The organism is Aquimarina sp. 2-A2 (assembly GCF_045505135.1).
GTDB lineage: Bacteria > Bacteroidota > Bacteroidia > Flavobacteriales > Flavobacteriaceae > Aquimarina > Aquimarina intermedia.
The window spans coordinates 17,453-33,958 of sequence record NZ_JBJKFI010000004.1 but is presented as its reverse complement, the minus strand read 5'-3'; the positions used below and the strand labels follow the sequence as shown (position 1 = coordinate 33,958).

At 36.8% G+C, this 16,506-nt stretch carries 22 protein-coding genes; 18 read left to right on the top strand and 4 right to left on the bottom strand.

The features are described 5' to 3' along the window. Positions 1-4 precede the first annotated feature (4 nt). The 16 genes from ACJRPK_RS10815 to ACJRPK_RS10740 are packed head-to-tail and all read left to right on the top strand — an operon-like array spanning position 5 to position 11,473. Positions 5-454, top strand: a complete 450-nt coding sequence (locus ACJRPK_RS10815) for a hypothetical protein (RefSeq protein WP_407139921.1) — start codon at positions 5-7, stop codon at positions 452-454. Between the two features lie 9 nt (positions 455-463). Further along, a complete protein-coding gene (locus tag ACJRPK_RS10810; protein ID WP_407139920.1) occupies positions 464-865 on the top strand; it encodes a hypothetical protein in 402 nt (133 codons plus the stop codon). Beyond that, positions 862-1,866 (top strand): BtrH N-terminal domain-containing protein, encoded by a 1,005-nt coding sequence (locus tag ACJRPK_RS10805; RefSeq protein WP_407139919.1) that lies wholly within the window; start codon positions 862-864, stop codon positions 1,864-1,866. Before ACJRPK_RS10810 ends, ACJRPK_RS10805 begins: the two co-directional genes overlap by 4 nt. Before the next feature lies 1 nt (position 1,867). Next, positions 1,868-2,623: an ABC transporter ATP-binding protein gene (locus ACJRPK_RS10800; RefSeq protein ID WP_407139918.1), complete on the top strand. Its 756-nt coding sequence runs from the start codon at positions 1,868-1,870 to the stop codon at positions 2,621-2,623. Then, on the top strand, positions 2,616-3,905 hold the full coding sequence (locus ACJRPK_RS10795; protein ID WP_407139917.1) for an ABC transporter permease: 1,290 nt from the start codon (positions 2,616-2,618) through the stop codon (positions 3,903-3,905). The genes ACJRPK_RS10800 and ACJRPK_RS10795 overlap by 8 nt, the downstream gene beginning before the upstream one ends. Beyond that, positions 3,883-4,332: an acyl-CoA thioesterase gene (locus ACJRPK_RS10790; protein ID WP_407139916.1), complete on the top strand. Its 450-nt coding sequence runs from the start codon at positions 3,883-3,885 to the stop codon at positions 4,330-4,332. Before ACJRPK_RS10795 ends, ACJRPK_RS10790 begins: the two co-directional genes overlap by 23 nt. Before the next feature lie 31 nt (positions 4,333-4,363). After that, entirely contained in the window at positions 4,364-5,506 is a 1,143-nt protein-coding gene (locus ACJRPK_RS10785) for a beta-ketoacyl-[acyl-carrier-protein] synthase family protein (protein ID WP_407139915.1), read from the top strand. After that, a complete protein-coding gene (locus ACJRPK_RS10780) occupies positions 5,503-6,117 on the top strand; it encodes a 3-oxoacyl-ACP synthase (RefSeq protein WP_407139914.1) in 615 nt (204 codons plus the stop codon). The genes ACJRPK_RS10785 and ACJRPK_RS10780 overlap by 4 nt, the downstream gene beginning before the upstream one ends. A 2-nt stretch (positions 6,118-6,119) precedes the next feature. Continuing rightward, positions 6,120-6,377, top strand: coding sequence for a phosphopantetheine-binding protein (locus tag ACJRPK_RS10775; RefSeq protein ID WP_148782337.1), 258 nt, complete (start codon positions 6,120-6,122; stop codon positions 6,375-6,377). Position 6,378: 1 nt separating this feature from the next. Then, positions 6,379-7,572, top strand: coding sequence for a beta-ketoacyl-[acyl-carrier-protein] synthase family protein (locus tag ACJRPK_RS10770; RefSeq protein WP_407139913.1), 1,194 nt, complete (start codon positions 6,379-6,381; stop codon positions 7,570-7,572). Continuing rightward, complete coding sequence (locus tag ACJRPK_RS10765) at positions 7,572-8,639, top strand: beta-ketoacyl synthase N-terminal-like domain-containing protein (RefSeq protein ID WP_407139912.1); 1,068 nt, start codon at positions 7,572-7,574, stop codon at positions 8,637-8,639. The genes ACJRPK_RS10770 and ACJRPK_RS10765 overlap by 1 nt, the downstream gene beginning before the upstream one ends. Further along, the gene (locus tag ACJRPK_RS10760; RefSeq protein WP_407139911.1) at positions 8,639-9,406 is read left to right on the top strand and encodes a polysaccharide deacetylase family protein; all 768 of its coding nucleotides are present in this window, start codon (positions 8,639-8,641) and stop codon (positions 9,404-9,406) included. The genes ACJRPK_RS10765 and ACJRPK_RS10760 overlap by 1 nt, the downstream gene beginning before the upstream one ends. Beyond that, positions 9,399-10,025 (top strand): outer membrane lipoprotein carrier protein LolA, encoded by a 627-nt coding sequence (locus ACJRPK_RS10755; RefSeq protein WP_407139910.1) that lies wholly within the window; start codon positions 9,399-9,401, stop codon positions 10,023-10,025. The genes ACJRPK_RS10760 and ACJRPK_RS10755 overlap by 8 nt, the downstream gene beginning before the upstream one ends. Beyond that, on the top strand, positions 10,006-10,626 hold the full coding sequence (locus tag ACJRPK_RS10750; protein WP_407139909.1) for a hypothetical protein: 621 nt from the start codon (positions 10,006-10,008) through the stop codon (positions 10,624-10,626). Before ACJRPK_RS10755 ends, ACJRPK_RS10750 begins: the two co-directional genes overlap by 20 nt. 2 nt (positions 10,627-10,628) lie before the next feature. Beyond that, on the top strand, positions 10,629-10,994 hold the full coding sequence (locus ACJRPK_RS10745; protein WP_407139908.1) for a 3-hydroxyacyl-ACP dehydratase: 366 nt from the start codon (positions 10,629-10,631) through the stop codon (positions 10,992-10,994). A gap of 2 nt (positions 10,995-10,996) precedes the next feature. Beyond that, positions 10,997-11,473 carry a hypothetical protein gene (locus ACJRPK_RS10740; RefSeq protein WP_407139907.1) on the top strand — a complete coding sequence of 159 codons (477 nt, stop codon included), beginning with the start codon at positions 10,997-10,999 and terminating at the stop codon, positions 11,471-11,473. Between the two features lie 4 nt (positions 11,474-11,477). On the opposite strand, the gene ACJRPK_RS10735 is transcribed toward ACJRPK_RS10740, so the two are convergent. The 4 genes from ACJRPK_RS10735 to ACJRPK_RS10720 form a co-directional block, all read right to left on the bottom strand. Then, positions 11,478-12,419: a tRNA dihydrouridine synthase gene (locus tag ACJRPK_RS10735; protein ID WP_407139906.1), complete on the bottom strand. Its 942-nt coding sequence runs from the start codon at positions 12,417-12,419 to the stop codon at positions 11,478-11,480. Positions 12,420-12,611: 192 nt separating this feature from the next. Beyond that, positions 12,612-13,472, bottom strand: coding sequence for a hypothetical protein (locus tag ACJRPK_RS10730; protein WP_407139905.1), 861 nt, complete (start codon positions 13,470-13,472; stop codon positions 12,612-12,614). 36 nt (positions 13,473-13,508) lie between these two features. Beyond that, positions 13,509-13,895 (bottom strand): hypothetical protein, encoded by a 387-nt coding sequence (locus tag ACJRPK_RS10725; RefSeq protein ID WP_407139904.1) that lies wholly within the window; start codon positions 13,893-13,895, stop codon positions 13,509-13,511. A 78-nt stretch (positions 13,896-13,973) separates the two neighbouring features. Then, positions 13,974-14,618 carry a hypothetical protein gene (locus tag ACJRPK_RS10720; RefSeq protein ID WP_407139903.1) on the bottom strand — a complete coding sequence of 215 codons (645 nt, stop codon included), beginning with the start codon at positions 14,616-14,618 and terminating at the stop codon, positions 13,974-13,976. 971 nt (positions 14,619-15,589) lie between these two features. On the opposite strand from ACJRPK_RS10720, the gene ACJRPK_RS10715 reads away from it, so the two are divergent. Together ACJRPK_RS10715 and ACJRPK_RS10710 are read left to right on the top strand one after the other, a co-directional pair. Continuing rightward, positions 15,590-15,919, top strand: coding sequence for a YtxH domain-containing protein (locus ACJRPK_RS10715; RefSeq protein WP_407139902.1), 330 nt, complete (start codon positions 15,590-15,592; stop codon positions 15,917-15,919). Positions 15,920-15,994: 75 nt separating this feature from the next. Next, positions 15,995-16,474, top strand: coding sequence for a hypothetical protein (locus ACJRPK_RS10710; protein WP_407139901.1), 480 nt, complete (start codon positions 15,995-15,997; stop codon positions 16,472-16,474). Positions 16,475-16,506: the final 32 nt, after the last annotated feature.

Here is a 16,506-nt window from a genome sequence, read left to right as displayed (position 1 = left end):
AAATATGACCAATACATCCCATAGTGCCGATCGAGAGTTAATCAAAAAATTAATTCCTCAAAAGGATCCCTTTGTTATGATTGACAAAATGTTAGATTATAGTGAAGATAGCGTGGTATCAGGCTTCACCATAACTTCAGATAATATTCTCTGTAATGGATCACATTTTACAGAAGGCGGCTTGGTCGAAAATATGGCACAGTCCATAGCGTTGCATCGTGGGTATCGAGGTTTCTTGAATAAAGGTAAAAACGAAAAGCCCAAAACAGGTTTTATAGGATCAATAAAACATGCGACTATTTTTAAACTTCCTAAAATAGGAGATGAAATTATAACTACAGTAACGATAGTAGCGGAGATTATGCAAGTTACACTGGTTACTATTGAAGTACGTGACAAAAATGAGGTTTTATTAGCTTCATCAGAAATGAAAACTATTATTGTTGATCAATAAATCGTACGTATGAAAAAGAATGAGGTCCCACAAGACGAAAGTTGCTTGTCCAAAGTAAATATTAAAGAAGTGGTGTATGCGGTTGATGACCAAGGAAATTATGACAAAACACTCAGTTCCGGTTGGGAAACTAAGAATAAGGTGTTAAACGAATCCTTGGAGCTTATCGAAGAACGACTTAAGGAAACCAAAGAGGCTCTTTTGGCTGGAACCGCAAGTCCAATCGCCTATTTTATGGAGCTGCACAGAATGGATGTTACCATTTTGGCTAGTTATGTTGGGTTTTGGAAATTCAAAGTCAAAAGACATTTACGGCCTAAAGTATTTGCCCGACTAAAAAAACGTACGTTAAAGAAATATGCAGAAGTTTTTGATATTTCTGTATCAGAATTAAAAAACCCAAAAGTTTGAAAATAGATTTTCAGCATAATCAATCTGCACATTGTGAGAATGGAGTGGTGTCTAATTTATTGCATCATAATGGATTAGAATTAAGTGAGCCAATGATATTCGGCATTGGATCGGGCGCTTTTTTCATCTACTTACCGTTTATAAAAGTAAACTTTGCACCGGCATTTAGTTTTAGGCCTGTACCAGGTTTTATTTTTTCAAGAGTTAGTAAACGTCTTGGGTTTAAAATAAAACGTATTAAATTCAAATCTAAAAGTAAAGCGCAGCAGGTTCTTGATCGGGAACTGGCGCAAAACAATCCGGTAGGGTTACAGGTAGGCGTTTATAATCTCACCTATTTTCCTGATGAATATCGCTTTCACTTCAACGCACATAACTTAGTGGTTTATGGTAAAGAAGAGGGCACTTATTTGATTAGTGATCCCGTAATGCCCGAAGTAACTACGCTTACAGTAAAGGAATTAGAGAAAGTACGATTCGCAAAAGGTGCCTTTGCTCCTAAAGGACATATTTACTACCCAACTGCACTTCCTAAGGAGTTCAAGTTGGAAAAGGCAATTGTCAAAGGTATCAAGCAAACTTGCAAACATATGTTAGCACCGGTTCCTGTGGTTGGTGTTAAGGGGATACTTTACGTTTCCAAAAAAATAAGAACTTGGCCTGACAAAATAGGAGTCAAAAAAACCAATCATTACTTAGGTCAATTGGTACGAATGCAAGAGGAAATTGGCACCGGTGGCGGCGGTTTTCGATTTATTTATGCGGCTTTTTTACAAGAAGCTTCACAAATATTGGCACTGCCAAGACTTAACGAACTGTCCCGAGAAATGACAGCTATTGGGGACTTATGGAGAGATTTTGCTATTGATGCTTCCAGATTATATAAAAATAGAAGCAAAGAGACTGATGCCTATAACAAGGTTGCAGATAAGCTTGAAACTATTGCTTTAAAGGAAAAGGCCTTCTATCAGGAATTAAAAAAAGCTGTTAGTACGCTATAATATGCCGGATCCGATAGTACATATAGAGGGTATTTCAAAACAATATCGTGGTGCAGATTTCAAATCATTAGACACTGTCAATCTCAAGATTTACAAAAATGAAGTTTTTGGATTGTTAGGACCTAACGGCGCCGGTAAAACTACCTTGATATCAATTTTATGCGGTTTATTACATCCTTCTTCGGGAACGGTCTATATAAATGGAGATCCACTAAATGAAAACTTACAGGAGGTAAAAAATTTAATTGGGGTCGTACCACAAGAATATGCCTTGTATCCATCGCTTACTGCAAAAGAGAATTTACAATATTTTGGGAGTATGTACGGACTCTCAAAAGCTGAACTACAATCACGAATTGGATCTCTCCTTGAGACAATGGGCTTACTGTCTTTTGCTAATAAAAAAATCAAAACTTTTTCTGGCGGAATGAAAAGACGAATCAATCTTATTGCCGGTATCCTTCATAATCCGCAATTACTTTTCTTGGATGAGCCCACCGTTGGAGTAGATGTTCAGTCAAAAAAAGCAATCACAGAACAGTTGAGAATTCTGAATGCTGAGGGCACTACGATAATTTACACCTCTCATCACTTGAGAGAAGCACAAGAATTATGTACTCGGGTAGGTATTATAGACATGGGTCGTGTCATAGCAGATGACACTCCTGAAAAGTTGATAAACTCTACGAAGGATGCTAGAAATCTGGAAGACGTTTTTATAACCTTAACAGGAAAAGAACTTAGAGATTATGCGTAAACTGATCGCTTCCATATATAAGGAAACACTTTTATTACTAAGGGATCCTGGAGGGTTAATTATTTTGTTTCTGATGCCTATTGTACTGGTTATCACCATCACGTTAATTCAGGATGCTACCTTTAAGTCCGTTTCCGGAAGTACGATGGATATTCTACTAGTTGATCATGATAAAGGTGAACTTTCTACAGAAATCAATAGGCGTTTTGATAGTTTACCCTTTCTCAATCCGATTACTAGTTATAATCAAGAAGCATTGTCAGAAGCAAAGGCAGAAGCATTAGTTGCTTCAGGAGACTATCAACTGGCTATTGTGATTCCCGAAGGCTTAAGTACAGACCTGAATGTACAGATCAAAGATAATATCGATAAGATTCTGGCAGAACTGCAGGGTGAAGAATTAACAGCGGATACTATTGAAGTTCCTCAAAAGCTTTCAAAAAAAACAGTCCGTATTTATTTTGATCCCATCACACAAGAAACCTTTCGCAGCTCTGTAATGTTTTCGATTGATAAGCTGATAGCCACCATTGAAACCAAAACTATTTATAAAGCGTTTGAAGAGGCTTTGGGTACTACCCAAAGCATAGGATCTTTTAAGCGAGAGAGTTTTGTTGCCTACGAACAAATTAATCCGTCTTTGAAGGGCGCGATAGAATTACCTAATTCTGTACAGCATAATATTCCTGCTTGGACATTATTTGCTATCTTCTTTATGATTCTGCCGATATCACTAAACTTGGTGCATGAAAAAGGGCAGGGTACCTTTGTACGCCTACGTACAACTCCGGTAGCCTACCATACGATTATTGGAGGTAAGGCAGCGGTATATCTTTTAGTTAGTCTTTTACAATTTACGCTCATCTTAATTTTAGGGATAGTTGTTTTTCCACAAATGGGATTACCTGAGTTACAGGTAGGTTCAAATCTAGGATTACTTTATCTCGTTGCATTTGCAGCTGGTTTGGCGGCTATCGGATTAGGAATTCTTCTTGGCACACTATTTAATAGTCATGAACAAGCGGCACCTTTTGGAGCAGTTTTAGTCGTCATCTTGGCGGCAATAGGAGGAGTATGGGTTCCTGTTTTTGCTATGCCCGATGCTATGCAAGTGATAGCAAAAATATCTCCCATGAATTGGGGCCTTGAAGCGTTTTATGATTGTTTCCTGCGAAAAGGAGGCTTTTTTGAGATTCTACCCGAGCTAGGTTTGTTAATTGGTTTTTTTATTAGTACTATCGCAATTGCTATATTTTATTATGAAAAGAAAAAATCGATCTAAAGAACGTGTTACAAACCTTAAAAACAGGCACCAGGTTCGTGTTCGTTTTAATGATTGTGATCCCTTAAATATCGTTTGGCATGGGATTTATGTAACGTATTTTGAAGAGGGAAGAGAAGCTTTTGGTCGCAATGAAAACATATCATATTTGGATGTAAAATCGAATAATTTTGTAACACCGATTGTGAATTTTAATTGTGATCATAAATTACCGCTTACGTACGGTGATGTTGCAACGATCGAGACCATTTTTGTGGATAGTCCTGCGGCCAAAATGATTTTTAAATACAACGTTTACAATCAACGGGAAGAGCTAGTGTGTAGTGGAGAAACTACTCAAGTTTTTTTGGACATGGACGGAAATATGTCGCTAACAATTCCTGATTTTTTTATGGAATGGAAACGTAAAGTTGGATTGGTTGACTAAGCAACTTGAGAAAAGTATAAAAGAAGATTAGATGAAGTCGGTATATATAGTTGATGATAGTATTATTTCTCCTTTGGGGTTTTCTGTAGAGGAAAATTTACAAAATCTAAAAAATAATACAACCGGAATAGTAGAAGTAAAGGATACGTCGATTCATACTGATAGCTTTTATGGAGGTCTGATTAATGAAAAACGCTTAACTAATGCATGGGACGCTCTTTCTAAGATCGCTTCATATACTAAGCTTGAAAAAATGATGTTGCTCGCCATGCAACGTTTGCTCGATAAGAATCCGCAATTGGATATTACACGATGCGGAGTTCTGATTTCAACAACTAAAGGAAATATTGATCAGTTAAAAGAAAATAATACAGATCGTGCGTACCTTGATACCCTTGCATCTGCAATACAGCAATTTTATAAGTTAGGCAATTCGCCAACGATTATCTCCAATGCCTGTATTTCCGGTGGTTTAGCTATTGCAATTGCCAAAAGGATGATTCAGGCGGGACATTATGAGGATGTTATTGTGGTTGGGGGAGATTTATTATCAGAATTTACCTTATCCGGTTTTTTCTCTTTTCAGGCCGTAAGCCCAAAACCCTGCAAGCCTTTTAGCAAAAATAGAACCGGTATTAGTTTGGGAGAAGCAGCTGCAGCTACTTGGATTAGTGGTTCAATCAAGAACACAAATATTAGTGAGGTTGTAGAAGTAGTGGGAGAAGCCTCAGCAAACGACGCTAATCATATATCAGGCCCATCCAGAACAGGAGAAGGCTTGTATTTAAGTATACAACGTGCGCTTGATGAAGCAAAAGTGTCTGCAACCGACATTGATTACATTTCTGCGCATGGTACCGCCACTCCCTTTAACGATGAGATGGAATCCATAGCTTTTAGTCGTTCGGGATTAGAAGATATCCCGGTAAATAGTCTTAAAGGATATTATGGTCATACGTTGGGAGCATCAGCATTATTGGAAACTATTATAGCAAAACATCATCTTCTGGCCAATGAAGTAGTTTGTTCGTTGGGATTTGATGAACTTGGGGTTTCTTATCCCATCGATGTGATCAAGAAAAACAAAGCAATAGCTATGAAGCATGTTCTAAAAACAGCCTCTGGTTTTGGCGGATGTAATGTAGCCCTAGTACTTAAAAAAGTTTCTATATGATGGTTGAAGATTATAAGATAACTTCTTTTTGTAGCATAAAAGACAATAAGGTTATTGTAGATAATAAAGTATTGTACGTTCATGAGGCGCAAGGAACTGTAAAAGAATTTACTAAAGCAATCTATAAAAGTTTAGGAATCAAATACCCTAAGTTTTATAAAATGGATACCTTATGCAAACTAGGTTTTTTGGCCACCGAAGCTTTGTTACAAAAAGGAAATGAGTTGGACGATAGGACTGCTTTGGTGTTATCCAATCGCTCATCAAGTTTATCTACCGATAGAATTCATCAAGAAAGTATTAAGGATAAAGAAGATTATTTTCCTTCGCCTGCAGTATTTGTATATACGTTACCCAATATCGTGTTGGGAGAGATTAGTATACGGCACCAATTTAAAGGGGAAAATGCGTTTTTTGTTTCAGAGCAATTTGATGCAAAGCTCTTAACCGACTATTCCCGATTGCTTTTAGATACTAATAAAGCGAGCAATGTAATTTGCGGATGGGTGAATTTGGATAGTAATAAATATGACGTATTTTTGGCAATCATTTCCCGAAAAGGGAATACCATTTTAACCGAAGAACAATTAAATAAACTTTATCATACCTAAACATGGCAGATTTACAATTAGAATTAAAAGAGAAAATAATAGAACAACTAAGTTTAGAGGATATCGAAGTAAGTGATATTGATGATAATGATCCGCTGTTTGGTGACGGACTGGGACTAGATTCAATTGATGCTCTTGAACTTATTGTATTGCTAGAAAAGGATTATGGTATTAAATTAAAAGATCCAAAAGAAGGAAAAGCTATTTTTGAATCTATTGGTGTAATGGCAGCGTATATTGAAAACAACCGTACCAAATAATATGAAAAATGGCGTAGCCATCACAGGTATGGGTATTATTTCTTCAATCGGTGACACCGTTGAAGAGAATTTGCACGCCTTACGTTCAGAGATCGGCGGTATTTCTAGAATAGAACATGTCGATACCAGAAAACGGGATGAGATTATGGTTGGTGAAATTAAAAAGACCAATGATGAGCTTATTAATATGTTAGGGCTGGATACGATAAATAGTTTTTCTCGAACAGCCATGCTGGGAGCGATCGCGGCAAAGGAGGCGATTCACAATGCTGGTATCACAGATGCCATTACCTCAAGAACCGGTTTTATATCAGGAACGAGTGTTGGGGGTATGGATACTACCGAAAAGCATTATTTGGACTATACCAACACTGATACGAATCATCGCTATATTGAAGCCCAACATGCAGGTTTTACTACCCAATCTATTTCTAAGTATTTAGGTATCCGAGGGTATGTTTCTACCATAAGCACCGCTTGTTCTTCGGCTGCCAATGCTATTATGCTGGGCGCCAGAATGATTGAAGCAGGGCAACTGGATCGCGTGATTGTTGGGGGAACCGATGCTTTATCAAAGTTCACAATAAACGGTTTTGGTACGCTGATGATCTTATCTGATGATGTGTGTACACCATTTGATGAACATCGTAAGGGATTAAACCTAGGCGAGGCTGCAGCATATTTAGTATTAGAAAGCGATCAGATGGTTGCTCAGGAAAATAAAAAAGTATTGGCGAGAGTAAATGGATGGGCCAACACAAATGATGCCTTTCATCAAACAGCTTCCTCGTCTAATGGCGAAGGTGCCTATCTTGCGATGAAAGAGGCGCTCGAGGTAGCACAATTGGATCATAGTCAGATTGATTATGTAAACGCGCATGGTACCGCTACACCAAACAATGATTTATCCGAGGGTATTGCACTTACACGTATTTTTGGGGATCAAGTACCTGTTTTTAGTTCTACTAAAGCCTACACTGGTCACACCTTGGCTGCTGCGGGTTCAGTTGAAGCTGTCTTTTCAATCCTATCCATGCAGGAAGAAGTTATTTTTCCGAATTTGAATTTTGAAACTAAAATGGAGGCGTGCCCGATTACACCTCAGACAAAACTTAGCTCTCAAGCTGTTAAAACGGTACTTTCCAATTCCTTTGGCTTTGGAGGCAACTGTTCCACCTTAATTTTTAGAAAATAATGAGCGGTAAATGTTTTATCAATGGTATTGCAGGGATTTCTGCGCAACATACTACAGATGGCGATGCTTTCTTTGATGAAGTTGTGGAGCACACAGAGCTTATATTCAGAGCGATAGATCCTGATTATAAAAAATACATCAAACCTGCCGCTATGCGTCGTATGTCCAAATCAGTTAAGATGGGGGTTACGGCTTCTCAAATGGCACTGGACCAAGCGGGTATTGAAATGCCGGATGCTATTATTACCGGAACCGGTATGGGATGCAAACAGGACTCTGAAAAGTTTCTTGAAAATATCTTACATAACGACGAACAGTTTCTTACGCCTACTTTATTTATACAGTCTACCCATAATACAGTGGGAGGACAAATAGCTTTGGGACTTAACTGCAAAGCCTATAATGTAACCTATGTACAAGCGGCGGCTTCTTTTGAAGTTGCTTTGATGGATGCCAAACTAAAACTCTTAGAAAAAGAGAACCAACATATTTTGGTTGGTGGAATTGATGAAATTGCCAAAAATTCTTCGCGTTTGCATACGCTGGATGGTCATATTAAATCAGAACCCTTAGCCGTTATTGATTTACTTTCTTCTACCAGTTCGGGAACAGTCACCAGTGAAGGTGCTACCTTTATGACGGTAACTAATGACAGTTCCGATAAAAATATTGCTGAAATTCTGGATGTTACTATCTTTAATCAAGCGACTCCTGAAGAAGTCGAGGTCGAACTCAAAGAATTTATGCAGCGAAACTCGGTTGAGATATCAGATCTGGATGCTGTCATTTTAGGTGCTAACGGAGACGGAGATTTTGATTTATATTATCATAAGCTGCAGCAAGGAATCTTAGCTGATGTACAGCAAATAGGATATAAACATCTTATTGGTGAACACCATACTGCTTCTGCCTTTGCCTACTGGTTAGGATGCAAGATTTTTGACAAGCAACAGCTGCCGGAGATAGTTAAAATGAACAAAAAAGAAACAACCTCTTTTAAAACTATACTCTTGTATAATCAATATCGAGGTAAAAATCATAGCTTTGCGTTGTTACAGCAATGCTAATGCGGTTATTTGTAAATATTTTATTTTCTGTTCTGGCGATTACCACCTTGATCGGTTTATTTTATAATAAGATTTCCTGGTGGGTACTCCTTATTATAGCATTTTCTTGGTTCTTAATCACCGGCTACGGTGTGATTACTATTCGTTCGGGATACTTCTTAAAAGCGCTAAGCGCTGCTAAAACAAATAAAACAGGTACCATAGCGATTACTTTTGATGACGGTCCCGATATCAATACGCTGGCTATTCTCGAAGTGCTTCGCAAATTTAATGTCAAGGCTACTTTTTTTTGTATTGGTCAGCAGGTAGAAAAGCATCCGGATATTGCACAAAAGATTATTGAAGACGGACATGTCATTGCCAATCATACCCAAACACATGCGCAGTGGATTGATTTGTATGGTACAAATCGTTTTACCGAAGAGATTAAAACAGCAGATTACTCTATTGAAAAATATACAGGAAAGCGCCCATTACTTTTTAGACCTCCTTACGGCGTAACCAACCCTAATATCGCGAGAGCCATAAAGGAGACAAAGCATCAGGTTATTGGATGGAATAAAAGATCGTTTGACACTACGATTCCGTCAGCGCAACTTATCCTTAAACGAATTACTAAAAACCTGACTTCCGGAGATGTTATTTTATTACACGATACAAAAGAAATAACAGTAACTGTATTGGAACAGTTATTGCTAGTTGTACAATCTAACAATCTTACACCGGTTACTATTGATGAACTATTCGAAATTCCCGCTTATGCGTAATGTATTAACTGCTTTACTACTCTTACTCTCTGTAACCGCTATTGCACAGGAAAATGAGCTAACACATGATGAGATTCTAAACTTCAAAAAGCAGGTGCATCAGTCAGCCAAAACCACGACTTCGTTGGTTAATTCTTTTGTACAGTCAAAACATATTGCGTTTTTATCAAATCCGATAGCGAGTGATGGTACTTTGTACTTTACGGCACCCGATATTATTAAGTGGTCGTATGATAATCCGTATGTGTACAGCGTTATTTTCAAAGAGAATACACTGTATATTAATGACGAAGGCAAGAAGAGTGATGTAAATCTATCATCAAGTAAGGTTTTTAACAAACTTAACGCCTTAGTTTCAAGAAGTGTAAGTGGTGATATGCTTAATAAAGAAGAGTTCGATATGAAGTTCTACAAAATTGATACAGCGTATCGCGTAGACCTTGTACCGCTTGATAAGGCCTTAGGATCTTTATTTAAGCAAATTGAACTTACCTTTGATGCAAGTACCTTGTTGGTATCTGCAGTGAAGTTAATAGAGCCTTCCGGAGATTATACAGCCATTACATTTACAAACCAGTCTGTTAACACACCTATTCCCGATGCGGTTTTTAGTCATTAGTCTTCTCGCATTCGTTTTTGTGCAGTGTAAGTCTGTGGTACCCAAGGATACCTATAAATCACTTGCAGTAGTACAACAACCAACGGTTAATCCTTATTTTACGGATCTAGAATACGATTATGTATACAAAATTAATATCGAGGTGTATTCTAACGAAATGAGCGGGTTGCTAATTATCAAAAGAATAGGGGAAGACGCACATCGCGTGGTATGTACTTCGCAGTTTGGAACTACTTTTTTTGATTTTGAATTAAGTCCGAAAGAAAATAAGGTTCATACGGTTATCGAAGCAATGGATAAGAAGTTTATTATTAATACCTTGCTAAGAGATTTTACTACCTTGATACAACCGAAAGCTGAAATTAAGAAAGCCTATCAAGGTGTCACTTATAAAGTTCTCAAAACTGCAGGAAGAAGCCAAAAGAATTTTTATTTTTACACAGGTGATGCCGAACAGTTATCGCATATTATTCGCAGCGGAATGTTAGGGAAGCAAATCACCATTAACTTTGATGCTGTTGATACTAACAAAGCGACTGCAATAACAATTAATCATCACGATATTGCCTTGGCAATGGCGCTGGAACTTATTAAAAACTAAGCATGCTTATAGCAGATTTATATACCACTCAAGAGATTACAATAGAAGATACTGTTCAAACAGCTAAGGTTCATCTTAATGCGGACAGTGAACTGTTTAAAGGTCATTTCCCCAACAATCCGGTAACTCCGGGCGTATGTATGCTTCAGATTATTAAGGAACTAACAGAAGAGCGTGTCGGTGTGCCCTTGTTTATGAAAAAAGCTTCAAACGTAAAGTTTATGGCGGTCATAAATCCTGATAAGCATCCGGACTTAGTGATTGCGAATACCTTTACCGACACAGAAGAGGAAATTAAAGTTAAAAGTACAATTATGTATAATGAGACGATCGCTTTAAAAGTGGTGGTTGTTTTTGAAAGACTATAGCGATGGGTATTAAAATTCTTATAAGTTTGTTTTGCGTGGTTGCTTCATTTAATACAACCGAAGAACTCAATGTCATCAGAGAAGCCTATCGTGAGATCAGTGCTAACGAAGAAACAATCGAAGAATTTTATAAGCTAACCCAAGAAACTATGCCTTCTTCAAAACCTGTGTATAGAGGGTATCACGGGGCCGCACTTACCCTAAAAGCATCTGTTGCGGGGAGTATCAAAGACAAGCTAAGCTATTTTAAGGAAGGAAAAAAGTTAATCGAAACTGCGATTAGCGAGGCCCCTGCGAATATAGAGCTTCGTATGATACGCTTGAGTGTTCAATCCAATGTGCCTAGAATAGTGGGATATCGTAGAAATATAGAGGAAGATAAAGCATATATTCAAAAAAATATATCGACTGTTACCGATCCTGCTCTTAAGAAGTTACTCAATGGATTTATTAAAAACTCCGGTGCCTTTTCAAAATAATAACTTACTCTTTTAAGATCTCTGCCACTGCACTTTGATAGGCCCGTGGATTTCCTGCCTTCTTTATCTTCTTAAAAGTTTTCTGTGGATTAGGAAAAGCTTGCGCAAAATATTCCCAAAAACCCTGCATTTTCATTTTAATTGGAGTAGGTCCTGATAAAGCGGCATCATATTCTTGATAGATGGTATCGTGAAAAGCTTTAAAAATTTTGAATCGATCCTTGGGATACTCTGTAGTATTGTTCTTAATCATTTGTGGTAAAAACGGATCTGCAATAAGTCCGCGACCAATCATCCAGTGATCAATCATAGGAAAACGTTCTTGCATAGCCTTAAAACCCGTCACAGAAGTAATATCACCATTATAATATAAGGTATGCTTTGTAGCATCTATACAGCGTGCAAAAGCATCCAGATCCACACCACCTTTATATAACTGTTTACCGATTCGAGCATGAATCGCAATGTTTTTAAGCGGATAGTTATCGAGAATGGGAAAGGTGTCCAGTATCTCTTCACTATGCTCATATCCCATGCGCATTTTCATAGAAATCACGACATCGGTTTCATTATGTGCACGCTCCAGGATATGATTTATTTTTTGAGGTTCACAGATCAAACCTGACCCCATACCACGTTTGGTTACCATGGGATACGGACAACCCAAATTCCAATTAAGTTCTTTATACCCCAGTTCCTGTATGTATTTGATGACGAATAAGAACTCATCGGCATCGTTGGTCATTACCTGCGGTATCACTTCGAGTGTTGTATTGTTTTCAGGTTGCAGATCACGCTGATACGAGGACTTGATAACTAATTTACCATTAAGCCGAATGTACGGTGCATAAAAAGTATCAATACCGCCAAAATATTGTTGAAACGCATTACGAAATCTAAAATCAGTAAAACCTTGTAATGGGGAAGAAAGTAGGGTAGTAGCCATGTATTTTAATAAGCGGCAAATATAGTGTAAAGTGTTTAATAATTGGGGTGCTTAAAGAAGGCGTTATTTCATTTGGATTTCAAAAGCATCAATCAAAATCTGCGTCATAATCATCAGAGTGACTGTTGTCACTAAAGTTAATTTCTAGCGTTTCAAAGTTTTGACTTACCTCTCATTTATAAGTTATTCAGTTCAGTCCTTAATTTCTTTAACAAATCTACTACTAAGCCAGCCGACCAGATGTGGTTTGGATCCATGATGGTCATAATTGATATAAGCATTTTCAAGCTTATAATCATTATCAATTGAGACATACCACCAAATTCTGCCAGTGTTGTCTGTGTGAGACGCATATGCAGTTCCTCTATATCCTTTTTTGAGAACACCAATTGTGTTTCCCGTAATTCCCAAAAAATCGTTAGCTGTTTTATCGTCAATCCATGGGTTAGCTCGAAGCTTGTATTTTTCATTAATAACTTCAAATTTTTTAGAAGTAAAAGTATGTTTAGGTTTTGTTATAAACGATCGTATTTCTATTGATTCCCAGATTAACTTAAAGGTTGGAATATTTTCTGAATAGGAAACTTGATACACTAAATTAGTTAAGTTAGGATCAGCACAACATCCCCAATTTCTAATATATAATTTATCAAGATACTCTGCGTTCCAGTCTACCTTCACAATGCCTTGTTGTGAAGTAAATACCTTCTGAAATCCAGATTCAGTTTGAAAGAATATATAAAGAACTAAACCTTCGCCCATAGTCGGACCTTGATAAATTACATCAGCGAGTTTATCATTATTTAAGTCAACAGCTCGAATCTCATGTTTCAGTTGTATACCTATCATCTTCAAAGCCTGCTTTTCTTCTTTAAGAATCTGGTTTGAATCAATAAATTCAATGAATTTAAGTTTAACATCATTCTCGTTGGGAACTTCATAACCTTCCCATTTAAAAGTATAAACCGAATTATACCTGTCAAATTCCAATAAAAAATCTTGTCCTAAGACCAGAGTTGGAACAAAAAGTATGGCAAATATGATTTTTTTCATACAGTTTAAATAGTTTTTGCTAAAATATTAATATTTCTACTCATCAAGCCCCAGATAAAACTTAAATCGATCTGAGGTTAAGATAAGCGTATCAGCGGCAAGGGTGTCGATGGTAAGGCGTTTACGTTCCTCTTTGGTTTTAATGGTTAGAATTGAATCCTCTACTTGCCATGAACCGGTAATCTTTGAACCTGTTTGCGTGATAATCTTTGCCATTTTAGTAGACTCCAGCTTGTATGCAGCTTTTTTGTGTACTTCAATCTCAATAGGAGCTTGTGTATCTGCCGTTACAGAAACCATTCGTTCCATTTTGCGTACTTTCCAATCATTGGTTAGTTGATCTTCTGTAGTATTACAAGCCAATAAGAAAAGTGCCAGTGTTGCTTTAATGACTAGGATGATAATTTTAGTGAGTGTTTGCATGCTGTGGTAATTTAGAAAGTGTGATTGGTTTTTTTAATAAAAAAAGCCGAATCGGGTTAGGATTCGGCTTTGATTCAATTATACGTTTACGATTATTCTCGCAGCTTCGTAACCATTATAAAAGTTACTGTCCGTACGTTTATAACTCTTTAAGATTTTGTCTAACTTATTCGTTAGCAATTCTGTTAGCTGATCAAATAACTCTGACAAGCTCATGGTCGCTTGCTTACTCTCAATACGATATTGTCTCGGCTGACCGTGTAACTCCAAAAACCCGTCAAAACTTGTTTTTAGATCTGTAATTTGTTCTGCAGTCACACCATATACTGCTAAGGCTTTAAGATGTTCTTCTAACAAGCTTATCGTTTCATTAATGACCAGAATAAAGTCCTGATTGCGCAAACGGAATAATTCAGTAAATGATTTGCCAGCTTTTTGTTCCAGTCCCTTCTTTTCTTCAATCGCAGCGTAGGCTTCAAGAATGTCATTTAAAATATCTGCTTTTTCGGCAACGATACGTTTTTGTGCAATTTTGTTACTGCCCAGATAGAGTTTAGCCCCTTCCTGATTTTTACTGTCCTCTTGTAAGTGAATAAGGAGTTGATCTAATTCATTCTTAAATTCCAACAGTTTAGGAATTCCACTCCATTTTTTGGTGTTAGTGTCCAGATAAGTTTGTACCGCCTGGTACATGTCCAACTTGTTGATCTGTTGTTTAGTCATATATATGTAAATAAATTGGTTACAATACAGTGTACGTACAACGTAACTAAGTGGGGTGGGTGTTTGCTCGTTAAGCGAGAGCAAAGTAGCAATTATTTACAAAAAAGTAAAATTTTATGTTAAAAAATAAAACACTTTCGTGTTGATCTATAGTAAACAGGCAAATTTGCAGCTTTTTTCAGTTTAGAATATAGATAAGTCGGAGAATAAACTAAATTGTTGTGCTTCAAGATCGCCTTGCTATAGATAAAGATGCTATTGCTACACTTTAAGATGGAATTGTTATCCCCAAAGATGACATTGTTACAGGTGAAGACGTTATTGTTGCGGTTGAAGTCTCAATTGCTTTGATAAAAGATGACATTGTTTCAGGTTAAGGCGTCTTTGCTTCCCTCTAAGTCTTAATTGTTAGACTTGAAGTGATTGTTGCTACAGGTATGGTCTTTTCTGCTTTAAAGTATTTTGGATATTAGGATGACCCAGTAAATAACGTGTTAGAGACAATAGTTTTCTAGAATATAAAGCGTTACTGATAGTGCTTATAAGATCAAAACCATAGATGCACATCACATCCCTCTAAATCTCCCTTCAAAGGGAGACTTTATAGCTTCCTTTGAAGGATAAATGTGTTCTAAATTTTCTAATTTGTTATAACTACTATATAAGTATGTACTGATTATTTAATTAATTTCAGAATAAATACACATGAATAGTATGGTCTCAAAATCGGAATAACAACCGCATTTTCTTTCGCGAAAGCAAAACAATACTTAAAGCCTTTAACACTCCGTTTCCATTTTAACATTTACTTCTGTTAACTAGTATTAATAAGGGTTAAACAGCGTTAAACTCCATTATACCAAGGCTGTTTGATAGTATCTTTACACTGTTGAATTGCTGGAAATACATGATATACCGATCAAAAAGCAACTCAATTAATAAAGTAGACTATTAACTTAAAATAAAAAAACATGTCAGACAGAAACAACACTATTTTTGGAGTATTAGCAGCAGCAGCAGTAGGTACCGCAATCGGAATTTTATTTGCTCCGGACAAGGGTAAAAACACCAGAACCAAAATACAGAAAAAAGCTGTAGATGCTAAAGGTGATATCATGGACAAAGCCAACGCTTTTTCAACAGAAATCAACTCACGATTTACCTCTAAAAAGGCTGAGTTTGAAAATGAATTAGATGGACTGGTAAGTAACATGAGCGTAAAAGCTGATGACGTAATTACTTCTCTCGAAAAGAAATTAGAAACGTTGAAGAAACGTAACGAAGTTATATCTTCTAACTAATTACTGAGGACTAACCATCCTTTACTGGAATTAGTGAAGAAGCATACCAATTATTAATTTAAATACCACATACTTATGAATATTACAGCATTAAAAATGATGGCCTTTGCCTTTACATTGAATCTAATTTCGATAGCAAGTGCACAGGATCAAAGTATAGAGCTAACAAAAGAAACGATCGAAAAGACGTACGAGATCGATAAAGGGGATAAAAAGATGCCCTATGTCGTAAAGATCAAAAATAAAGAGATGAGCCCGGTGAAACTGGACGAAAATGATAAGGATAAAGTAAATCAGGATCGTGTAGAAACCCCAGAAATGGTGACTAAGGTAATCTCAATTAATGATGATAATAACGATGCATTTGATAATGTAATTGAGCTATCGTACATTAAGGAAGCAGACAAGGACTTTAATATCTTTCCTGCTAAAGATGGTTTCTTGATCCGAGTTAAAGGTAGAGAGTTTAATTACTCTGTAGAGGATAAGGATTACATGATTGAGAAAGAAGATGAAGACTTTTTTAAAGTTGAAAAAGCAGTAAGCTCATTTTAATAGTTAGATATATTTAGTGAAAGTAGTGGCGT

What these genes read in the sequence shown, in the direction of transcription:
- ACJRPK_RS10815 (WP_407139921.1), top strand. Translation starts at nt 5, where the DNA reads ATGACCAATACATCCCATAGTGCCGATCGAGAGTTAATCAAAAAATTA.
- ACJRPK_RS10810 (WP_407139920.1), top strand. Translation starts at nt 464, where the DNA reads ATGAAAAAGAATGAGGTCCCACAAGACGAAAGTTGCTTGTCCAAAGTA.
- ACJRPK_RS10800 (WP_407139918.1), top strand. Translation starts at nt 1,868, where the DNA reads ATGCCGGATCCGATAGTACATATAGAGGGTATTTCAAAACAATATCGT.
- ACJRPK_RS10795 (WP_407139917.1), top strand. Translation starts at nt 2,616, where the DNA reads ATGCGTAAACTGATCGCTTCCATATATAAGGAAACACTTTTATTACTA.
- ACJRPK_RS10790 (WP_407139916.1), top strand. Translation starts at nt 3,883, where the DNA reads ATGAAAAGAAAAAATCGATCTAAAGAACGTGTTACAAACCTTAAAAAC.
- ACJRPK_RS10785 (WP_407139915.1), top strand. Translation starts at nt 4,364, where the DNA reads ATGAAGTCGGTATATATAGTTGATGATAGTATTATTTCTCCTTTGGGG.
- ACJRPK_RS10780 (WP_407139914.1), top strand. Translation starts at nt 5,503, where the DNA reads ATGATGGTTGAAGATTATAAGATAACTTCTTTTTGTAGCATAAAAGAC.
- ACJRPK_RS10775 (WP_148782337.1), top strand. Translation starts at nt 6,120, where the DNA reads ATGGCAGATTTACAATTAGAATTAAAAGAGAAAATAATAGAACAACTA.
- ACJRPK_RS10770 (WP_407139913.1), top strand. Translation starts at nt 6,379, where the DNA reads ATGAAAAATGGCGTAGCCATCACAGGTATGGGTATTATTTCTTCAATC.
- ACJRPK_RS10765 (WP_407139912.1), top strand. Translation starts at nt 7,572, where the DNA reads ATGAGCGGTAAATGTTTTATCAATGGTATTGCAGGGATTTCTGCGCAA.
- ACJRPK_RS10760 (WP_407139911.1), top strand. Translation starts at nt 8,639, where the DNA reads ATGCGGTTATTTGTAAATATTTTATTTTCTGTTCTGGCGATTACCACC.
- ACJRPK_RS10755 (WP_407139910.1), top strand. Translation starts at nt 9,399, where the DNA reads ATGCGTAATGTATTAACTGCTTTACTACTCTTACTCTCTGTAACCGCT.
- ACJRPK_RS10750 (WP_407139909.1), top strand. Translation starts at nt 10,006, where the DNA reads ATGCGGTTTTTAGTCATTAGTCTTCTCGCATTCGTTTTTGTGCAGTGT.
- ACJRPK_RS10745 (WP_407139908.1), top strand. Translation starts at nt 10,629, where the DNA reads ATGCTTATAGCAGATTTATATACCACTCAAGAGATTACAATAGAAGAT.
- ACJRPK_RS10740 (WP_407139907.1), top strand. Translation starts at nt 10,997, where the DNA reads ATGGGTATTAAAATTCTTATAAGTTTGTTTTGCGTGGTTGCTTCATTT.
- ACJRPK_RS10735 (WP_407139906.1), bottom strand. Translation starts at nt 12,419, where the DNA reads ATGGCTACTACCCTACTTTCTTCCCCATTACAAGGTTTTACTGATTTT.
- ACJRPK_RS10730 (WP_407139905.1), bottom strand. Translation starts at nt 13,472, where the DNA reads ATGAAAAAAATCATATTTGCCATACTTTTTGTTCCAACTCTGGTCTTA.
- ACJRPK_RS10725 (WP_407139904.1), bottom strand. Translation starts at nt 13,895, where the DNA reads ATGCAAACACTCACTAAAATTATCATCCTAGTCATTAAAGCAACACTG.
- ACJRPK_RS10720 (WP_407139903.1), bottom strand. Translation starts at nt 14,618, where the DNA reads ATGACTAAACAACAGATCAACAAGTTGGACATGTACCAGGCGGTACAA.
- ACJRPK_RS10715 (WP_407139902.1), top strand. Translation starts at nt 15,590, where the DNA reads ATGTCAGACAGAAACAACACTATTTTTGGAGTATTAGCAGCAGCAGCA.
- ACJRPK_RS10710 (WP_407139901.1), top strand. Translation starts at nt 15,995, where the DNA reads ATGAATATTACAGCATTAAAAATGATGGCCTTTGCCTTTACATTGAAT.